The sequence below is a fragment of the Salinisphaera orenii subsp. halophila YIM 95161 genome (genome assembly GCF_003732545.1).
GTDB lineage: Bacteria > Pseudomonadota > Gammaproteobacteria > Nevskiales > Salinisphaeraceae > Salinisphaera > Salinisphaera orenii_A.
In genome coordinates, this window is sequence record NZ_AYKF01000099.1 from 91,842 (window position 1) to 110,678 (window position 18,837).

An 18,837-nucleotide genomic window follows, 5' to 3' on the forward strand; every position below is an offset into this window, starting at 1 on the left:
CGGCGCGTTTTCGCCCCGCTCGAAACGATCATCGCGCATGTTCGCCGCCAAACGAGCCCGGTTTCAATAATTTAGATTAAATATAAATATTAACGTTTTGTTTTTGTTATTTATTTCAGTTATGGGTCGTCTTCCCGCCCCATAGACAGCTTGTAGCCGGCGACTTGCACCGTTTGGATCGTCGGCCCATCGACGATCGATTGAAGCGTTTGACGCAGACGGTGAATATGGCCGCGCAGCGCGGCGTCCGACCGGGGCGGATCGTCCTGCCAGACACGGTGCTCGATCTCGTCGCGTGTGACCTTCCGCGGATAGGCACGGGCGAGCATCTCCAGAATACGAAAGCCGATGGGCGAGAGCTCGACCGCTCGGCTTCCGCAATGAACCATTCGGTGGTCGACATCCATGCGAAGCGGGCCGGCAACGACTTCCCGTGACAGCGCACGGCGCCGATACACCAGGGTCTGGAGGGAGCGGCGGAGTTCGCGCAGGGAGAAGGGGGCGTCGAGGCATTCGTCCGCACCGGCCGCAAACCCCTCGTCCGATGCGCGATGCGCATCGGCGTTGCCGTGGCCCAGCTGCAGGATCGGCACCGGGTCGTCGAGACGTGCGTGCAGATCGCGATAGAAATCGACGCGTCGGGCCCGCGACAGCCTGGCATTCAGGACGATGGCGTCGTACTGGTTGATCTCGCAGAGCCTCAGGCCAAGCCGGCCGTCGTAGGCGAAGTCCGGCTCGTCGCCGGCCTGCTCCAGATAGGCGCCGATCCGGACGGCGAGCGCATCGTTGTCTTCGACGATCAGGACATGCATTGCAGGACGCTTTCGACAGACCCTGATTCGGGCATCAGGTTGTCGGACAACGCAAATCCCGACAGGTTTAACGTCTCGCCGTGGTCCTGTATCCGTGGCCAAAAAAAGGCGGCCCGGAGGCCGCCTCGAAGGACGCGTGCAGTGCTGTCGCCTCAGGTCACCATCAGCTTGTCGAGCGTTATCGGCAGCTCCCGGATCCGCTTGCCGGTGGCGTGGTGCACGGCGTTGGCCACCGCGGCGGCGAGGCCGGTGATGCCGATCTCGCCGATGCCGCGGGCACCGAACTCGTTGAAGGCATAGTCCGGATGATCGAGCAGGATCACGTCGACCTCCTCCGGCTGGTCCGCGTGCACCGGCACGAGATACTCGGCGTAGTTGTTGTTCACCGGCCGACCGCTGCGCGAGTCGTACTCGGTGTTCTCGAACAGCGCCATGCCGATGCCCATCGCGATCGCGCCTTCCACCTGGTTGGCCGCGGTGGTCTGGTTGATGACCTGGCCCACGTCGATGGCGCTGACCACGCGCGAGACCCGCAGGTTGGAGATGCCCGGATCCCAGCGGATCTCGACGAAGTGTGCGCCGAACGACCGAAAGGAATACTCGTCGTTGGTCGCGGCCGGGGTGTGCGCCTCACCGTCGGCGTTGGCGAGCTTGAGCTGGTTGAGCACCTCGGCATAGTCCACCGATTTGCCGTTGCCGTCGGAAAGCGTGCCGTCGGCGAAGGTCAGCGTATCGGCCTCACTGCCTGAGAACGCGCCGCCGTCACCCGTGGCGTAGGTCTTGAGGGCATCGATGGCGTTGCGTGCGGCCTGTGCGATCGCCGGCAGGGTCGTTGCGGTGGCCCAGGAGCCGCCGGAGACCGGGCCGGACGGATAGCTCGAGTCGCCCAGTTCGACCTCGATGCGGTCGAGCGGCAGGCCGGTGATGTCGCTGACCGCCTGCGCCACGATGGTATACGTGCCGGTGCCGATGTCCTGGGTGGCACAGGAGGCGAAGGCAGTCCCGTCGGCCCGCAGGGATACGCGGGCGTCGCAATCCATCTTCAGGGCCTCCCAGTTGCAGGCGGCCATGCCCCAGCCGATGATCTCGTCGCTGTCGCGCATCGACCCCGGCTCCGGCGTTCGCTTCGACCAGCCGAATTTCTCGGCGCCGCGGTCGAAGGCTTCCATGAGATGAATGCTCGAGAACGGCAGATCGAGGCTCTCGTCGGTTTCGGTGTAGTTCGCGCGCCGGAATTCCAGCGGGTCCATGTCGATCGCCTCGGCCATCTCGTCCATCGCCGATTCCAGCGCGAACAGACCGGGGGCCGCGCCGGGCGCGCGCATGGAGGTCGGCGTGCCGTGATTGGCCGGGAGCGTGGCGTGGCTCACCCGCAGGTTGGGGCAGGCGTAGAGACTCTTGGTGCAGCTGCCGGTCTTCTCGACGTAAGTGTTGACCATGGAGGTCGTGTTGATGCCGTCGTGGCTCAGCGCCTGCAGCTTGCCGTTGGCGTCGGTGGCCAGCCGCAGCGTCTGGTGCGTGGGCGGCCGGTGGCCGGTCGTGGTGAACATCTCCTCGCGCGGGACGACCAGCTGCACCGGCCGCCCGACTTCGCGGGCCGCGGCCGCGGCGGCGACCGCGTGCGGCCAGATCCAGAGCTTGCTGCCGAAGCCGGAACCGATGAACGGTGACCGCACATCGACACGCTCCGGCGGGATGCCGAATACCTTGGCCATCACGTTGCGGGCGAAAACCACGCCCTGCGAGGCCTCGTAGAGCACGAGGTCGCCCTTGTCCCAGTACGCCGTGCTCGCGTGCATCTCCATGGGATTGTGGGTCTCCATGGGCGTGACGTAGGTGGACTCGATCCGGTGCGGCGCATCGCTCCATGCGCTGTCCGGATCGCCCCGGGTATGGCCGCTGTCGGCGTGCGGTGTCGGCTCGCCGCGTTCCATGGCCTGAGCGAGCGTGGCGATGGCCTCGTCCTCCTCGTAGTCCACCCGAACCCGGTAGGAGGCGTCGCGTGCGTTCGCGAAGGTGTCGGCGACGACCAGCGCCACGAACTGGCCCGGGTAGTGCACCTTGGCGTCCTCGAACGGCAGGCGGGTCTCGTCGACCTTGTTCTCCTGCTTGAACGTGCTGGGCGTCCGGTACAGGCTCGGAAAGTGATCGTGATGAAATATGTCGATGACGCCGGGCATGGCCCGCGCCTCGGACAGGTCGATGCCGGTGATCCGGCCGCTGGCCACGGTGCTGAACACGCCGTAGGCATGGGCCATGTTCGGCAGGTGATGGTCGGCCGCATAGGGCGCATCGCCGCGGAGCTTCTTCGGACCGTCGATACGCGATCTCGACGCGCCGATGATCTTGCCGTGCTTGTAGTCACTCATGTACTGACTCCTTCGCTCAGGCCGTGACCGTGGTCAGGCTGCGTACGATCGCCTGCTGGCCGAGCGGGATCTTGAATGCGTTGTGTTCGTAGGCCTTGGCATCTTCGAAGGCGAGCTCGGCCGCCTGTTGAAAGCTGGCCTGTTCGGCGGATTTGCCGATCAGCGACCGTTCGGCCCGCTGCGCCCGCCACGGCTTGGTGCCCACCCCGCCGAGCGCGATGCGCGCGTCGCGAATGGTGCCGCCTTCTGTTGCGATGACCACACCGCTCGAGGCCAGGGCGAACTGATACGACGCCCGGTCGCGCAGCTTGAGATAGTGCGAGCGATTGCCCTCGATGGGCGCGTCCAGTACGACGTGCGTGATCAGCTCGTCGGCTTCGAGCGCATGCTCCTTGTCCGGCGAATCGCCCGGCAGCAGATGAAAATCGAGGAAATCGATCTCGCGCTCGCCGTTCGGACCCGATACAAGCACGGTTGCGCCGATCGCGGCCATGGCCACGCACATGTCCGAGGGATGACTGGCGATGCACTGGTCGCTGGTGCCGAGCACGGCGTGCACGCTGCGGTTGAGGCCGCCGATCGCGGCACAGCCCGAGCCCGGTTCGCGCTTGTTACAGGCCGACACGCCGTCGCGGAAGTACGGACAGCGCACCCGCTGCATCACGTTGCCGCCGGTGGTCGCCTTGTTGCGCAGCGACGTGGAGGCGCCCGCCAACAGGGCTTCGGAGAGCACGCGATAGTTTTCGGTCACGATCGGGTGATGGGCGAGATCGGTGTTGGTCACCATCGCCCCGATCTTGAGCCGGCCGTCGTCGAGTCTTTCGACGTCGTAGAGCGGTAACGATCGCACGTCGACGATCCGTTCCGGCTGCATGACGTCGAGCTTGACGAGATCGAGCAGAGTGGTGCCGCCGGCCACGAAGGACGACGATTGACCGCTATGGGCGGCCACCGCCGCGTCCACACTGTCCGCGCGTTGGTAGGCAAAATTTCTCATGTCCTGCTCCTAGACCTTGCCGCGGGCCGACTGCACCGCCGACAGGATGTTCTTGTAGGCGCCGCAGCGGCAGATGTTGCCGCTCATGGCTTCGCGCACCGCGGCATCGTCGCTGCCGATGTGCTTGCTCTTGAGCACATAGTCGGCGGTCATCATCTGACCGGAAGTGCAGTAGCCGCACTGATAGGCATCGTGCTCGAGAAAGGCCTGCTGGAGCGGCCCCAACTCGCCGTCGTTACGGGACAGGCCCTCGACCGTGGTGATGTCGTCGCCCTCGTGCATGACCGCCAGGCTCAGGCAGGAATTGATGACGGTGCCGTTAACCTGCACGTTGCAGGCACCGCACTGGCCGTGGTCACAGCCCTTCTTGGTACCGGTCAGCTGCAGCTCGTCCCGAATCGCGTCCAGCAGTATCACGTTCGGTGCGACGTCGATCTGCTTGGCCTGGCCGTTGATCCTGAACGACACGCGGGTGGTGTCTTCAGCCGGGGCGTCGGCGGCCTCGGTTTCGGGCGCGCCCTCGTCGGCCCAGGCGTTCCCCAGGCCGGCGCCGGTGGTCGCCGCGGCCAGACTCGACATTCCGACGCTCTTCATGAAGCGCCGACGGGAGGGGGAGTGCGTCAACTCGTCGCGTTCGGGGCGATCGCCCCCCCGGCCGCGACTGTCGTTATCGTCTGCCATCGTCTTCTCCGTTGCTCGGCCTGCGACCGATGCGTCACTCGGTGGAACGCGCGTTGTCGCCGCGCTGTATGAATAGCCTATACGATCGCCGGCGTGCTTTGTTTTGGCTCTGACTATCGTGACGATTTGTGACCGCGCCGTGACGCCGAAACGAATCGGCGCAGCGCCCCGGGCGTGTCGATATCTCGTACGGCCTCGATGCCGGCTTCGAATGTGCGCCGGCGATGCGCGGGTACCCGTCGAATGATCGGCTGCGCCCCCCGATCGCCCGCAAGATCGGACAATTGGGCCAGCAGACGCTGCGACAGATAGACCGGATGGCCCGGCACGCCATCATGCCGGGGGCGCGCGACATCCACGCCGGGACGGCAATGGGCCAGCAGACGCCGGATCAGCCGCCGATCCAGGCCGGGCGTGTCCGCGAGACAGACCAGGGTGCCACCGCAGTGGGGCGGCAGTGCCGACAGACCCGCGCGCAGCGACGACGCCATGCCCTCGCGGTAGGCCGCGTTCGACACGATGCGCAGCCGCCCCGAATGCGCGACGTGCCGACGCGCGATTCGGGCCACACGCCGACCATCGGCGCCGACCACCACCACGATGGGCCGTACCGGGGCGGCGGCGAGAACGTTGAGGACATGGCCGATCACCGGCCCTGCGGCCGTCGCTTCCAGCAGTTTGTTGGCGCGGCCGTAGCGCTGCGAGCGGCCGGCCGCCAGCACGATCGCTGCGGTCAACAGGTACCGGCGTCTGCGTGCGGACGGTGCGTTGTGAGCTCGGCGAGCACCGAGAGTGCGATCTCCCGGGGCTGCCGGGCGCCGATGTCGAGTCCGGCCGGGCTGTTGAGCCGATCAATGGCCGCGGCGTCGAACCCGGCATCGCGCAGGCGAGCGGCCCGTTCGCGGGTCTTGCGCCGGCTGCCGAGCGCGCCGATGGCAAACGCTGGCGAGGCCAGGGCATGCGCGAGCACGCGGTCGTCGTCATCGAGATCGTGGGTCAGCGTGTAGACGGCGGTATGCGCATCCAGATTCAATTCGGACAGCGCCCGTGCCAGCGGTCGGGTGTCATAGTGCACCAGCGTCGTGCCGGGCGGGGCGCAGCTCGGACCATAGGGCCGCAGCAGGATCGTCTCGAAGCCGAAGGTGGGCGCCAGCTGGCACAACGCCAGTGTGACCGGGTCGCCGCCGGCGACGACCAGCCGGGGTGGCGGCAGATGCTGGCTGCGGAATCCGCGCCGCCCCCGCGGCAGCGCGGTGTCGAACAGATGGCGACCGTCGTCCAGATCGACGGTGACGTCGATCGCACGGCGCGCCTGACGCGCGGCATTCAGCGTGTCCACATACGTGTCGAGATCGGACAGCGCGCGCACGAATATGCCGATGCGCCCGCCGCAGGTCAGCTGCACGTCGAGCACCGGGCTGCCGGCGCCGTAGTCGAGCATGACCGGCGGACCGCCGGCGAGCACACCCGCCGCATGGGCGGCGACGGCGCCTTCGACACAGCCGCCGGAGACATAGCCGGCGACCTCGCCGTGATCGCTGACGGCCATCTCGCTGCCCAATGGCCGCGGCGATGAGCCCTCGATCGTCACGAGCGTGGCCAGCGCCGCGCGTCGTCCGGCGTTGTGCCAGCGCATCAGCACCGGCAGGAGATCCTCGACCAGGCCGTAGGTCGGCCATGCGGGCCAGTCCGCGGCGGCAGCGGCCGGGTCGTCGTCGCGATCCCCCGTGGCGGCGATCGTGTGGGCAGCGGTTTCAATCATGATGGGCGAGACGTTACCCGCGCGATCGCATGCTGCCAAGACGTCGGCATCGGCAGCGGCGGTCGCGACGTCGGGATGACGGCGGCAACGATCCGAAAACGCAGGATCCTTCGATCGTTCTGACAACGTGCGTCGACGCGCCGGTTCGCTCGGCACGTGGCGACGGACGGTCGAGTGCCGCGCGCCCGCGACAGCCGCGTCGAACGCCGGGTCAGGCCAGGGCGGCTTCGCCTGCCGCCCGGATGGCGCGGATGTTGTCGGCGTAGGCCGGGGGTCCGCCGCGGAACACCGCGGAGCCGGCGACGAGCGTGTCGGCGCCGGCGGCCACGATGTCGCCGGCGTTGTCCGCGGTCACACCGCCGTCGACCTCGAGCCGGATGTCACGCTCGCCGATCATGGCCCGCAGGCGTTCGATCTTCGGCAATACCGAGGCAATGAATGTCTGGCCGCCGAAACCCGGATTGACGGACATCACGAGAATCAGATCGACCTCGTCGATCACGTGGGCCACCGCCTCGACCGGCGTCGCCGGGTTGAGCACGACGCCCGCGCGAACGCCGAGGTTGCGCACGTTCTGCAGTGAACGGTGCAGATGCGGTCCGGCTTCGGCCTGCACCGAGAGGATGTCCGCACCGGCCTTGGCGAAGGCCTCCAGATATGGGTCGGCCGGTGCGATCATCAGATGCGTGTCCAGCGTGGCGTCGCCGTGCCGGCGCAGCGCCTCGACGATCAGCGGCCCGATCGTGATGTTGGGCACGAAATGCCCGTCCATGACGTCGACATGGATCCAGTTGGCGCCGGCGGCGAGCACCGCGTCGACCTCGTCGCCCAGGTGGGCGAAGTCCGCCGAGAGGATCGACGGCGCGATGATGAGATCGCGGGCGCTCATGCGCCGGCCTCGCCGTCGACCGGCTCGTCGAACACCCGGCTGGCTCGCACGTCGTCGGCCTGGATGGTGATCAGGTCGGACTTGGTGATCGAGCCACGGGCCTCGAACAGGCGCTTGGCCTGACGCAGGCGCATGCGATCGAGCGCGTTGCGGATCGAGCGGGCGTTGGCGAAGTGGGGCTGGCGCATGCGGCGCTCGATGTACTCGGAAAACGCCTGCCGGGCGTCGTCGCTGAAGTGGTAGTTCTCCTCGTTCATCATCAGCTCGCCGATCGACTCGAGCTCGTCGGCCCGATAGTCGGGGAAGTCGATGTGGTGGGCGATGCGCGAGCGAAACCCCGGATTCGATTCGAAGAAGCGGTCCATGCGGTCCTTGTAGCCGGCCAGGATCACCACGAGGTCGTCGCGGTTGTTCTCCATGACCTGCAGCAGGATCTCGATGGACTCCTGGCCGTAGTCGCGCTCGTTCTCGGGCCGGTAGAGATAGTAGGCCTCGTCGATGAACAGCACGCCGCCCATTGCGCGCTTGATTACCTCCTTGGTCTTGGGCGCGGTGTGGCCGATGTACTGCCCCACGAGATCGTCGCGGGTCACCGAGACCAGATGGCCCTCCCGGATGTAGTCCAGCTTGTGCAGGATGTCGGCCATGCGCTCGGCGACGGTGGTCTTGCCGGTCCCCGGGTTCCCGGTGAAGCACATGTGCAGGGTGGGGCTGTCCGACGCCAGATCGAACTGGCGTCGGACATGGTCGACCAACAGCAGGGCGGCGATCTCGCGAATGCGGGTCTTGACCGGCTTGAGCCCGACGAGATCGTGGTCGAGCTGATCGAAGACCTCCTGAATGCGGGACGCCTCGAAGACCGCATCCAGATCCACCTTCGCATCGGCATCCAGCGTCTTCTCATCCGCCCGGGTCTCTTCCGGCTTGTCGGCAGCACTCATGTCCGTCTCCTGTTGTATCCGTGGTCCACCCCGTCAGCGGCGACTCAGTACCGCTGGCCCTCCGGCTGATCGCTGGCGTAGCTGTCGATGGTGTAGCGGACCTTGCGGCCCTCCTGCTCCTGACGCTTCAGACGGAAGCCCGGCTCCTCGGGCGGGCGGTTGACGATGAACGACAGCCGCGGGGTCTCCCACTGGTGCGTGCTGTCGAACGCGGTGACGCGGATGTAGTGCTTCGGATAGGTCTTGCGGCACTCCTCCAGATCCATCATCAGCCCGGCGGGATCCCGCAGATCGAACATCGGCTGTCCGTACATCTCCCAGTAGGTGTTGCGGGGATGCGGGTCGTCGGTGTACTCGAGGCTCACCGCCCAGCCGTTGTCGAGGCAGTACTTGACCTGCTTCTTGATCTGCTCGTCGGTGAGGTCCGGCAGGAAGGAAAAGGTGCCCTGGGTAATACGCATGGCGTGTCTCCTGTTTCGATCGCGTCTCAGACGCTCGTCGTGGTGCTCGGCACGAAGTCCGGCGTGTCGGTGGAGGTGTAGTCGAAGGTGATGTCCTTCCACGTGTCCAGCGCGTGCTGCAGCGGCTTGCAGTCCTTGGCAGCCTTCTGAAGGATGTCCGGGCCCTCGGCCATGTAGTCGCGGCCCTCGTTGCGGGCCATGATCATCGCCTCCAGCGCCACGCGGTTGGCCGTCGCACCGGCCTGGATGCCGTCCGGGTGGCCGATGGTGCCGCCACCGAACTGAAGCACCGTGTCCTCGCCGAGGTAGTGCAGCAGCTGGTGCATCTGACCGGCGTGGATGCCGCCCGAGGCCACCGGCATGCACTTGTTGAGGCCCGCCCAGTCCTGGTCGAAGAACACGCCGTGCTCGAGGTTCTGCTTGTTGTGCGGTTCACGCAGCACGTCGTAGAAACCGGCGATCTGGTTCGGGTCGCCCTCGAGCTTGCCGACCACCGTACCCGCGTGGATATGGTCCACGCCGGCCATGCGCATCCACTTGGAGATGACACGAAAGGACACGCCGTGATTCTTCTGGCGGGTGTAGGTCGAATGCCCGGCGCGATGCAGATGCAGGATCATGTCGTTCTTGCGCGCCCAGTTCGACATCGACTGGATCGCGGTGTAGCCGATCACCAGATCGATCATGATGATCGCGGAGCCCAGTTCCTTGGCGAATTCGGCCCGCTCGTACATCTCCTCCATGGTCGCGGCGGTCACGTTCAGGTAATGACCCTTGACCTCGCCGGTGGCGGCGGTGGCCTTGTTCACGGCCTCCATCACGTAGAGGAAGCGGTCGCGCCAGTGCATGAACGGCTGCGAGTTGATGTTCTCGTCGTCCTTGACGAAGTCGAGGCCACCCTTGAGCGCTTCGTAGACCACGCGACCGTAGTTGCGGCCGGACAGGCCGAGCTTCGGCTTGGTGGTCGCCCCCAGCAGCGGGCGGCCGAACTTGTCGAGCCGCTCGCGCTCCACGACGATACCGGTGGGCGGCCCCTTGTAGGTGGTCATGTAGGCGGTCGGAATGCGCATGTCCTCGAGACGCAGCGCCTTCACCGCCTTGAAGCCGAACACGTTGCCGATGATCGACGCCGTCAGGTTGGCGATCGAGCCGGGCTCGAACAGCTGGATGTCATAGGCGATGTAGGCGAAGTACTGCTCTTCGTTGCCCGGCACCTGATCCACGCGATAGGCCTTGGCGCGGTACTTCTCGCAGGCAGTCAGGCGATCGGTCCAGACCACGGTCCAGGTCGCCGTGGACGACTCGCCGGCGACCGCCGCGGCCGCTTCTTCCGGGTCGACGCCGGGCTGCGGCGTGATGCGGAACAGCGCGATGATGTCGGTATCGATCGGCTGATAGTCCGGTTCCCAGTAGCCCATCTTCTTGTAGGGGATCACGCCGGCTTCGTAGCGCTTGTCGTTCTGTATTGTCTGTGCCATCTCCATTCTCCGGGTTGACGTTGGGCGCATGCATTGCTCGCGACAGGGTCAGACTAGAGCCGGTCATTGATAAATAAAAGTAAATAGTTATTATTGTTTGGATAAGAAAATATGAGGCCATGCGTTGACCCGGTCACGCGGCCTCGCAAGCCCATCGATTCGGTGCGTTGAATGAACATAACCCTCCGCCAACTCAAGGTTTTCGAGGCCGTGGCCCGGCATGCCAGCTATACGCGGGCGGCGGAGGAGATGCATCTGACGCAGCCGGCGGTCTCGATCCAGGTCAAGAGTCTCGAGGAAGCGGTGGGCCTGGCGCTGTTCGAGCAGTTCGGCAAACAGATCTACCTGACCACGGCGGGCGAGGAGATCCTGCGCTACGCGCGCACGATCGCCGCCCAGATCGACGAGATCGGCGACGTCGTCGCGCGACTCAAGGGGGTGTCGAAGGGCAGCCTCTACGTCGCCGTGGCCACCACGGCCAACTATTTCATCACCCATCTGATCGCGGCCTTCCACCGCGAGTATCCGGAGGTCGCGATCAACCTGTCGGTGACCAACCGGCAGGCGCTGCTCAAGCTGCTCCAGGACAATCGCATCGATCTGGTCGTGATGGGCGAGCCGCCGGCCGACCAGGGGCTGGTGGGCGAGGCCTTCATGGAGAACCCGCTGGTGGTGATCGCCCCTGTCGGCCATCCCCTCGGGGACCGGAAGCGGATCCCGCTCAAGGCGCTCGCGGCCGAGCGTTTCGTGGTGCGCGAGGAGGGGTCCGGCACGCGGGCGGCGATGACACGCTTCGCCCGCCGTCACCAGGTCGAGTTGCAGCCCGCCATGGTCATGACCAGCAACGAGGCGATCAAGCAGGCCGTCAGTGCCGGTCTGGGGCTGGGGCTGGTATCGGCGCACACGCTGGAGCTGGACCTCTATGCGAACCGGCTCCAGATACTGGATGTGGCCCATTTCCCGATCGTGCGCCACTGGTACATGGTGCATCGGGACGGCAAGCGACTGTCGCCCGCCGCCGAGGCGTTCCGGGCGTTTATGGCCGACCATGCGGACACGGTCTGGCCGACGACCGCAAAGGCCGCCGGCCTGGTGACCGGTCAGGCGTAGGAACGGGCTTCAGCGATAGCGCACCACGCCGGTCGTGACCATCGACTCGATCAGCGGCTGCATGATGATCTCCATCGCGAAGCTCATCTTGCCGCCGGGCACGACGAGCGTGTTGCGGCGGGACATGAAGGAGTCGTGGATCATCGACTGCAGATACTGAAAGTCGACGTTGATCTTCTTCGGATCGCGGAAGCGGATCACGATGAGGCTTTCGTCGAGGCTCGGAATCCAGCGGCTGATGAACGGATTGGAGGTATCGACCGTCGGCACGCGCTGGAAGTTGATGTGCGTGCGGGAGAACTGCGGGGTGATGTAATGCACGTAGTCGTGCATGCGCCGCAGGATCACGTCCATGACCGCTTCGGTACTGTAGCCGCGGGCGAGCTTGTCTCGGTGCAGCTTCTGGATCCACTCCAGGTTGATGATCGGCACCACGCCCACGAGCAGGTCCACATAGCGGGCGACATCCACCTCATCGGTGGTCACGCCGCCGTGCAGGCCCTCGTAGAACAGCAGATCGCAGTCCTGCGGCACCTCCTCCCAGGGGGTGAAGGTGCCGGGCTCCTGATCCCATGCCTTCGCCTCATCGGCGTTGTGCAGGTAGTGGCGACGCTTGCCGCCGCCGCTCTCGCCGTGCTCGCGGAACAGCGCCTCGAGCTTGTCGAAGTGGTTGGCCTCCGGGCCGAAATGGCTGAAGTGGCGACCCTCCTCCTCGGCCAGCTTGACCTGGCGCTTCATCTCCGTGCGTTCGTACTTGTGGAAGCAGTCGCCCTCCACCGTGGCGGCCTTGAAGCCGTCGCGGCGGAAGATATGCTCCATCGCCTCGCGAACGGTCGATGTGCCGGCGCCGGACGAACCGGTCACCGCGAACACCGGGTGCTTGATCGACATCGTGTGTCTCCCGATTGCTGCAGTCGCGCGATCGCGCGTTGACGTCCGTAGGGTCTCGATCAGGCGACCTGCTTCTCCTGCGCCGGATCGTAGCGCCCCTGCGCGGCGGCTCGATTGCAGCGGGCGCGATGGGCCAGGGCGGCCTGGGCCTTGTCGACGTTCCCGGCCTCGCCGCGCCAGATATCCAGTGCCGGCTGCTGCAGCGCGCGGGCGTAGGAGAATGTCAGCTTCCAGGGTGCGCGGCCGCCGTCGAGCCGGTTCATCGCGTCCAGATGCGCGGTGGCGTCCTCATTGCTCTGGCCGCCGGAAAGGAACGCCACCCCGGGCACCGAGGCCGGCACCGTGGCGTAGAGACAGCGCAGCGTCGCCGCCGCGACTTCGCGCATGTCGGCCTGCTGGGCGGCGTTCTTGCCGGGCAGCACCATGCTCGCCTTCAGAATGAGCCCCGGCAGATGCACGTTCTGATCGCGCAGTTCCGCGAACAGACGGGTGAGTGTCTCCTCGGTCACCGCGTAGCAGCGATCGATGTCGTGGTCGCCGTCAAGCAGCACCTCGGGCTCGACGATCGGCACGATGCCGGCCTCCTGGCACAGCGCGGCGTAGCGCGCCAAAGCGTGCGCGTTCGCGGCGTAGCAGCCGCGGCTGGGCAGGCCATCGCCGATCGTGATGACCGCCCGCCACTTGGCGAAGCGCGCGCCCATGTCGTGGTACTCGGCCAGCCGTTCGCGCAGGCCGTCCAGGCCTTCGGTGACCTTTTCGCCCGGGTGACCGGCCAGATCCTTCGCGCCCGTATCCACCTTGATGCCGGGGATGATGCCGTGGTCCTGCATCATGCGGGCGAAGGCGACACCCTCGGCCGTGGTCATCCGCAGCGTCTCGTCGTACAGGATGGCGCCGCTGACGTTCTCGCCGAGGCCCGGGGTGCTCAGCAGCAGCGCCCGATAGTCGCGGCGGTTGTCCTCGGTGTTGTCGATGCCGTAGTCGGCGAAGCGCTTGCCACAGGTCGGCGTGCTCTCGTCGATGGCCAGCAGGCCCTTGCCGTCGGCGATCATCGCCCGGGCGGTCTGTTCGAGTGCTTGGGTATCCATGCGGCTCCTCCTGTTCGCGATGAGCGAATGCGTTGGTGTTCTGTTATGCGGTTCCGGATTCGAGCAGCGCTTCGACCGCGCTGCCGATGTCGGCGCGGGTCAGGCCGAAGTGCCGGTAGAGCTCCGGGCCCGGGGCCGATTCGCCGAACCGGTCGATTCCGAGCACGCGACCGTACGGACCGACGTAGTGGCGCCAGAGCGCGCTGACGCCGGCCTCGACCGCGACCCGTACCCGAATGCGGCCGGGCAGCACCGACGCGCGATAGGCGGCTTCCTGTGTTTCGAAGACGTCGAGACAGGGCATGGAAACCACGCGCACGGCGCGACCGCGCGTGGCCAGGTCGCCCGCCGCCGCGATGGCGGGCGCGACCTCCGAGCCGGTGGCGATGATCAGCGCCTCCGGTTCGCCGGCCGGCTCGTGGATGACGTAGCCGCCGCGGAAGATGTTCTCCGCCGTGGGTACGTCGCGCTCCAGATGCGGCAGGTCCTGGCGCGAGAGGGCCAGCGCGCTCGGCCCGTCGGCGCGCTCGATGGCGGCGGTCCAGGCCGCGATCGTCTCGACGTCGTCGGCCGGTCGCCACACGTCGAGGTTCGGGATCAGCCGGAGGCTGGACACATGCTCGACCGATTGATGTGTGGCGCCATCCTCGCCGAGGCCGATCGAGTCGTGGGTGTAGACCAGAATCTGGCGCACGCCCATGAGCGCGGCCATGCGTACCGCATTGCGGGCATAGTCGGAAAACGTCAGGAAGGTCGCCGTGAAGGGGATATAGCCGCCGTGCAGGGCCAGGCCGTTGGCCATGGCGGTCATGGCGAATTCGCGTACGCCGTAGTGCAGGTAGTTGCCGCGATACGCCGGCGCACCGATGGCGATGTGACCGCCCCAGTCGGTCCCGTTCGAACCGGACAGGTCGGCCGAGCCGCCGAACAGTTCCGGCAGACGTGGGGCGAAGAACTCGATCATCGCCTTGGACGACTTGCGGCTCGCGGTGTCGCTACCGGCCTCGGCCTGCACGTGGTGCAGGTGCCGCATCAGATGCTTGTGCCAATCCTCCGGCAGAGCACCCTCCTGGCGCCGGGTGAATTCGCTCGCCAGTTCCGGATGCGCCTGAGCGTAGCGTTCGTAGCGCTCGCGCCAGGTCGTTTCGACCGCGGTGCCGCGGGCGCGATGGTCCCAGGCGTCGTAGATCGCCGTCGGAATGGCGAACGGCGTCTCGTCGGACCACTCGAGCCGGGCGCGTGCCGCGGCGATCTCGGCCGCGCCGAGGGCGGCGCCGTGGACCCCCTCCGTGCCCTGCTTGTTGGGCGCGCCCCAGCCGATGACCGTGCGGCAGCAGATCAGGGTGGGGCGCGTGGTGTCGCCCCGTGCGGTCTCGATCGCGGCGACGATCGCGTCGGCGTCGTGGCCGTCGACATCGCGCACGACCTGCCAGCCGTAGGCCTCGAACCGTGCCGGCGTATCGTCCGAGAACCAGCCGGCGACCTCGCCGTCGATCGAGATGCCGTTGTCGTCATAGAACACGACCAGCTTGCCCAGACCGAGATGACCGGCCAGCGAGCAGGCCTCGTGCGAGATGCCCTCCATGAGACAGCCGTCGCCGGCGAAGCACCAGGTCCAGTGATCGACGATGGCGCCGTCGTCACGGTTGAACTCCGCAGCGAGCGCGGCCTCGGCTAGGGCGAAGCCCACCGCGTTGGCCAGCCCCTGGCCGAGCGGGCCGGTGGTGGTTTCCACGCCGGGGGTCAGGCCGTACTCCGGATGCCCCGGGGTCGCCGAATGCAGCTGCCGGAAGTTGCGGATCTCGTCCAGCGGCAGATCGTAGCCGGTCAGGTGCAGCAGCGCGTACTGCAGCATGCAGCCGTGCCCGTTCGACACGATCAGCCGGTCACGGTCGACCCAGTGCGGATTCGCGGGATTGAAACGAAGATAATCGTTGACCAGCACCTCCGCGATATCGGCCATGCCCATCGGCATGCCCGGATGCCCGGAGTTGGCGGCCTCGACGGCATCCATGGCCAGAATGCGGATGGCGTTCGCCAGACTCCGGCGGCTCGGATACGGTGCCGTATCGGTGCCGGCATGCCGGGCCTGGGCTTCGGTCGCTTCCATATCGATCTCCTCGCTGCCTTTGCGCCCTGTCCCGAGACATCACGCGCGGCTGCGGCTCTGTCGGCCGCGGTTTGACTTCAATATGGACGAGCATTTTGATAAGTGAAAATAAATCTTTATTGGGATTCGAATAATAAAAGATTATTGCTTGACCGATTGACCCGATACTTATTTCGCGGCCGCACGACGGGCGTGCGGGGCCGGCCGTCCGCGCCTTTTCGTTGCGCGGGCAGGCCCGGCATGTGCTACTTTTGATGAATGATCACCGGCCGCCCGCCACTGCTGAAGCTCATCAGCGTGCTGCTCATCGCAGTCGTGGCCTTCAGCGCCCAGGCCTGGGCCAGCCACGTGGACTGGCCGGCGGCCGATGGCGGCGCCCACGTTGAGACCACCGCGCTCGACGGGGCGTCCACCGCCTCTTCAGCCGATGCGGATGAGATCGAGCACGGCGACCACTGCGGCCACGCCAGTGCCCATCTCGTCGGCCTGCACGCCTGCCACGCCGTGCTCGCCACGGACGCGGCCGCAGCGCACGACGATGCCCGCGGCACGCGCTACGAGAGCGTCATCCACACCCCGCTGATCGATCCGCCCATCGCCTGAATCCATCTCCGCTGCCGCCCGTCGGGCGGCCTGTCATCAAGCGTTGAGGATTCAGCATGCGTATTCATGCACGCCAGCAGGCGGCGGCGCTGGCCGCCGTGTGCCTGCTCGTGGCCGCCGGTCCATCGCCCGCGGCCACTCAGATACCCCAGCCGCTCCGGCTGGACGACGCGCTCGAGTGGGCGCAGCAGTACAACCCCGCGGTGCGGGCCGCCCGCATCCGTATCGAACGCCGCAGCGGCGAAGTCACGGACGCCGATGTACCCGTGCCGTCCAATCCGCGCCTGGAGCTCGAGGCCGGTCGTCGGCGGCAGCCGCAGCGATCGAGCACCGACATCGGCATCCGCATCAGCCAGGAATTCTGGATCGCGGGCCAGGGCGGGCTGCGTGAGCGTGCCGCACGCGACACGCTTGAGGCGGCGCGCCGCGACTACGATTTTCTGGCCGCCAGCGTCCGGGCGCGCACGCGGGCCGCGTTTCTCTCGGTACTGGTCGCGGAAGAGGCGGTCGCCACCGCCGAGCGTGTGGTAGAGGTCAACCGCCGGCTGCGGGCCTACGCCCGCGAACGGCTCGAGGCCGGCGCGGGCACCCGGATCGAGGCCAATGCCGCCGACATCGGCCACCAGCGCGCCCGGGCCCTGCTTGCCGAAGCCCGCGATCAGGCGACCCGGGCACGGCTGCAGCTCAAGGACCGACTGGCGATCGATCCGTCACGACGGCTGGCGATCGCCGGGGATATCGGCTTCGAGAACCTCACGCTGCCCGATCGCGACACGCTGCTGGCCCGTGCCATCAGCCGCCGCGGCGATCTCGATGCCGCAGCCGCGCGGGTCGCGGCCGCCGGCGAGCAGCTGTCGCTCGCGCGTCGTCGACTCGTGCCCAATCTCACCGTGTTCGGCTTCTACCGCGAGGAGGCCGGCGGCCGCGGTGACGGCGGCGCCGACATCACCGGCGGCGGCGTGGGCTTCGAGTTGCCGCTGCTGGATCGCCACGCCGGCGATCGCGAGATCGCCTCGGCCGAACTGGCTGCGGCCCGGCTCGATCAGGACACGCTGCAGCGCGAGGTGCGCCTGCAGGTGCTGTCGGGCATCAGCGCATATCGGGGCGCCCGCGAAAGCGCCGACGCCCTCGGCAGCGCGGTGCTCGAGGCCGCGGAACAGACGCTCGAACTGACCCGGCGCTCGTTCGCCGCGGGCAAGGTCGGCGCACCGGCCATCACTTCGGCACAGAACAACCTGATCGACGTGCGCCGCGACTATCTCGACGCGCTCAACGCGCTGATCGCCGCCGGCACCGATCTGGAGCGCGCCACCGGCGGTCTCGTGGTCGTGGCGGCCGGGGAGAACGACGATGAATAAACGTTATTCACGACCGGCACGATGGCGCGTGCTGCTGGTCGCCTGCGGCGTGGCGATCGGGCTGATCGGCTGCGGCAGCGACGCCGCGCTCGAGGCGCCGTCATCCACACACGATCAGCCGAGCCAGGACAGCGCGTCGCATGGCCACCCCCGGGGCAAGGACGCGAGCGATCACGACGCGCACGAAGGCCATGGCGAAACGCCCGACCGTGTCGAACTCGACGCCGACCAGCGCGCCGCGCTCGATCTCGAGATCGGCACCGCCCTCGCGGGCAGCGCCGAGGCCGTGGTCACCGCGCCCGCAACGTTGCGCTTCGACGCCGATCGCGTGGCACGCGTCGGCCCGCGGCTGCGGGCCAAGGTGCGCACGGTCGAGGCCGATCTCGGCGATACGGTGGCCGCGGGCGATGTGCTCGCGGTGCTTGATAGCGTCGAGCTGGGTCAAGCCAAGGCGGCGTATCTCACTGCGGCGGCGCGCTATCGCACCCGCGCGGCCGCCTACGAGCGCGATCGCGGTTTGGCCGAAGATCAGATCGTGAGCGAATCCGACGTCGCGGAGTCGCGCGCCGACTATCGTCAAGCCAAGGCCGAGCGGCGCGCCGCCCGCGCCGAGCTTGCCCTGTACGGGATGGACGAGGCCGCGATCGATGCCGTCGACGACGACAGCGACGCGCCGTTGTCGCGCCTGGCGCTCACCGCACCACGGGCCGGGCGTATCGCCCGTCGCGATCTGGTGGCCGGCGAGACGGTCGGGCCCGACGAAACGCCGATCCATGTGGTCGATAACAGCCGCATGTGGCTGTTGATCAAGGCTGCGGAAAAGGCGCTGCCCCGAATCGCCGTGGGCCAGACCGTGCGCTTCGACGTGCGGCCGTTGCCCGGCGAGACGTTCACCGGCCGTATCGACTGGATCGCGCCCGAACTCGACCCCGAGTCGCGCAGCGTGCGCGTACGGGCGGTCGTCGACAATCCGAACGACCGTCTGAAAGCCGGCATGTTTGCGACCGCGCGGATCGAGACCGGAAAAGCCCGCGACAGCGGGGCGGCCCATGCGCTGGTGCCGATCGATGCGGTCCAGCAGATCGGTGAGCGGGCGGGCGTGTTGGTGCCCGGCGAGCACGCGGGCGCGTTCATGTTCACGCCGGTGAGCACAGGCGCGGAGAGCGGCGATGTCGTCGAGATCACGCAGGGGCTGTCGCCCGGCGATGCGCTGGTCACGGCCGGCGCCTTCGATCTCAAGGCGGCACTGACCGCGGGTGGCCGTAGTGCCGCCCACAGCCACTGACC

General features: G+C 67.1%; 17 protein-coding genes. 4 read left to right on the top strand and 13 right to left on the bottom strand.

Annotated elements, in window-relative coordinates:
• Positions 1-119: 119 nt before the first annotated feature.
• The 10 genes from SAHL_RS12590 to SAHL_RS12635 form a co-directional block, all read right to left on the bottom strand.
• Positions 120-812, bottom strand: coding sequence for a response regulator transcription factor (locus tag SAHL_RS12590; RefSeq protein WP_123591766.1), 693 nt, complete (start codon positions 810-812; stop codon positions 120-122).
• 152 nt (positions 813-964) lie between these two features.
• Positions 965-3,181 carry a xanthine dehydrogenase family protein molybdopterin-binding subunit gene (locus tag SAHL_RS12595; RefSeq protein WP_123591767.1) on the bottom strand — a complete coding sequence of 739 codons (2,217 nt, stop codon included), beginning with the start codon at positions 3,179-3,181 and terminating at the stop codon, positions 965-967.
• 16 nt (positions 3,182-3,197) lie between these two features.
• The gene (locus tag SAHL_RS12600) at positions 3,198-4,178 is read right to left on the bottom strand and encodes an FAD binding domain-containing protein (protein WP_123591768.1); all 981 of its coding nucleotides are present in this window, start codon (positions 4,176-4,178) and stop codon (positions 3,198-3,200) included.
• Positions 4,179-4,187: 9 nt separating this feature from the next.
• Positions 4,188-4,859, bottom strand: coding sequence for a (2Fe-2S)-binding protein (locus tag SAHL_RS12605; RefSeq protein ID WP_123591769.1), 672 nt, complete (start codon positions 4,857-4,859; stop codon positions 4,188-4,190).
• 113 nt (positions 4,860-4,972) lie between these two features.
• On the bottom strand, positions 4,973-5,596 hold the full coding sequence (locus tag SAHL_RS12610) for a nucleotidyltransferase family protein (protein WP_184947671.1): 624 nt from the start codon (positions 5,594-5,596) through the stop codon (positions 4,973-4,975).
• The gene (locus SAHL_RS12615) at positions 5,593-6,621 is read right to left on the bottom strand and encodes an XdhC family protein (protein ID WP_123591771.1); all 1,029 of its coding nucleotides are present in this window, start codon (positions 6,619-6,621) and stop codon (positions 5,593-5,595) included. The genes SAHL_RS12610 and SAHL_RS12615 overlap by 4 nt, the downstream gene beginning before the upstream one ends.
• Positions 6,622-6,832: 211 nt before the next feature.
• Positions 6,833-7,510: a ribulose-phosphate 3-epimerase gene (rpe, locus tag SAHL_RS12620; RefSeq protein WP_123591772.1), complete on the bottom strand. Its 678-nt coding sequence runs from the start codon at positions 7,508-7,510 to the stop codon at positions 6,833-6,835.
• A complete protein-coding gene (gene cbbX, locus SAHL_RS12625; protein WP_123591773.1) occupies positions 7,507-8,451 on the bottom strand; it encodes a CbbX protein in 945 nt (314 codons plus the stop codon). The genes rpe and cbbX overlap by 4 nt, the downstream gene beginning before the upstream one ends.
• Positions 8,452-8,495: 44 nt before the next feature.
• A complete protein-coding gene (locus SAHL_RS12630) occupies positions 8,496-8,912 on the bottom strand; it encodes a ribulose bisphosphate carboxylase small subunit (protein WP_123591774.1) in 417 nt (138 codons plus the stop codon).
• Positions 8,913-8,938: 26 nt separating this feature from the next.
• Positions 8,939-10,390, bottom strand: a complete 1,452-nt coding sequence (locus SAHL_RS12635) for a ribulose-bisphosphate carboxylase large subunit (RefSeq protein ID WP_221177952.1) — start codon at positions 10,388-10,390, stop codon at positions 8,939-8,941.
• Between the two features lie 171 nt (positions 10,391-10,561).
• Between SAHL_RS12635 and SAHL_RS12640 the strand changes: the two genes are divergently transcribed.
• Positions 10,562-11,500, top strand: coding sequence for a LysR family transcriptional regulator (locus tag SAHL_RS12640; protein ID WP_123591776.1), 939 nt, complete (start codon positions 10,562-10,564; stop codon positions 11,498-11,500).
• Positions 11,501-11,509: 9 nt separating this feature from the next.
• Here SAHL_RS12640 and SAHL_RS12645 read toward each other — a convergent pair whose 3' ends face one another.
• Genes SAHL_RS12645 through tkt form a run of 3 tightly spaced genes read right to left on the bottom strand, consistent with a single transcriptional unit; the run spans position 11,510 to position 15,589 of the window.
• Positions 11,510-12,391 carry a phosphoribulokinase gene (locus SAHL_RS12645; RefSeq protein ID WP_123591777.1) on the bottom strand — a complete coding sequence of 294 codons (882 nt, stop codon included), beginning with the start codon at positions 12,389-12,391 and terminating at the stop codon, positions 11,510-11,512.
• Positions 12,392-12,450: 59 nt separating this feature from the next.
• A complete protein-coding gene (locus SAHL_RS12650) occupies positions 12,451-13,479 on the bottom strand; it encodes a class I fructose-bisphosphate aldolase (RefSeq protein WP_123591778.1) in 1,029 nt (342 codons plus the stop codon).
• A gap of 43 nt (positions 13,480-13,522) precedes the next feature.
• Positions 13,523-15,589: a transketolase gene (gene tkt, locus SAHL_RS12655; RefSeq protein ID WP_123591779.1), complete on the bottom strand. Its 2,067-nt coding sequence runs from the start codon at positions 15,587-15,589 to the stop codon at positions 13,523-13,525.
• A 258-nt stretch (positions 15,590-15,847) separates the two neighbouring features.
• Here tkt and SAHL_RS12660 point away from each other — a divergent pair, with 258 nt between their 5' ends.
• From SAHL_RS12660 to SAHL_RS12670, 3 genes are read left to right on the top strand one after another with little or no spacing between them, the layout of a single operon-like run.
• A complete protein-coding gene (locus SAHL_RS12660) occupies positions 15,848-16,192 on the top strand; it encodes a hypothetical protein (protein ID WP_123591780.1) in 345 nt (114 codons plus the stop codon).
• Positions 16,193-16,248: 56 nt separating this feature from the next.
• Complete coding sequence (locus SAHL_RS12665) at positions 16,249-17,550, top strand: TolC family protein (protein ID WP_123591781.1); 1,302 nt, start codon at positions 16,249-16,251, stop codon at positions 17,548-17,550.
• Positions 17,543-18,835 (top strand): efflux RND transporter periplasmic adaptor subunit, encoded by a 1,293-nt coding sequence (locus SAHL_RS12670; RefSeq protein ID WP_123591782.1) that lies wholly within the window; start codon positions 17,543-17,545, stop codon positions 18,833-18,835. The genes SAHL_RS12665 and SAHL_RS12670 overlap by 8 nt, the downstream gene beginning before the upstream one ends.
• The last annotated feature ends 2 nt before the right edge of the window (positions 18,836-18,837 follow it).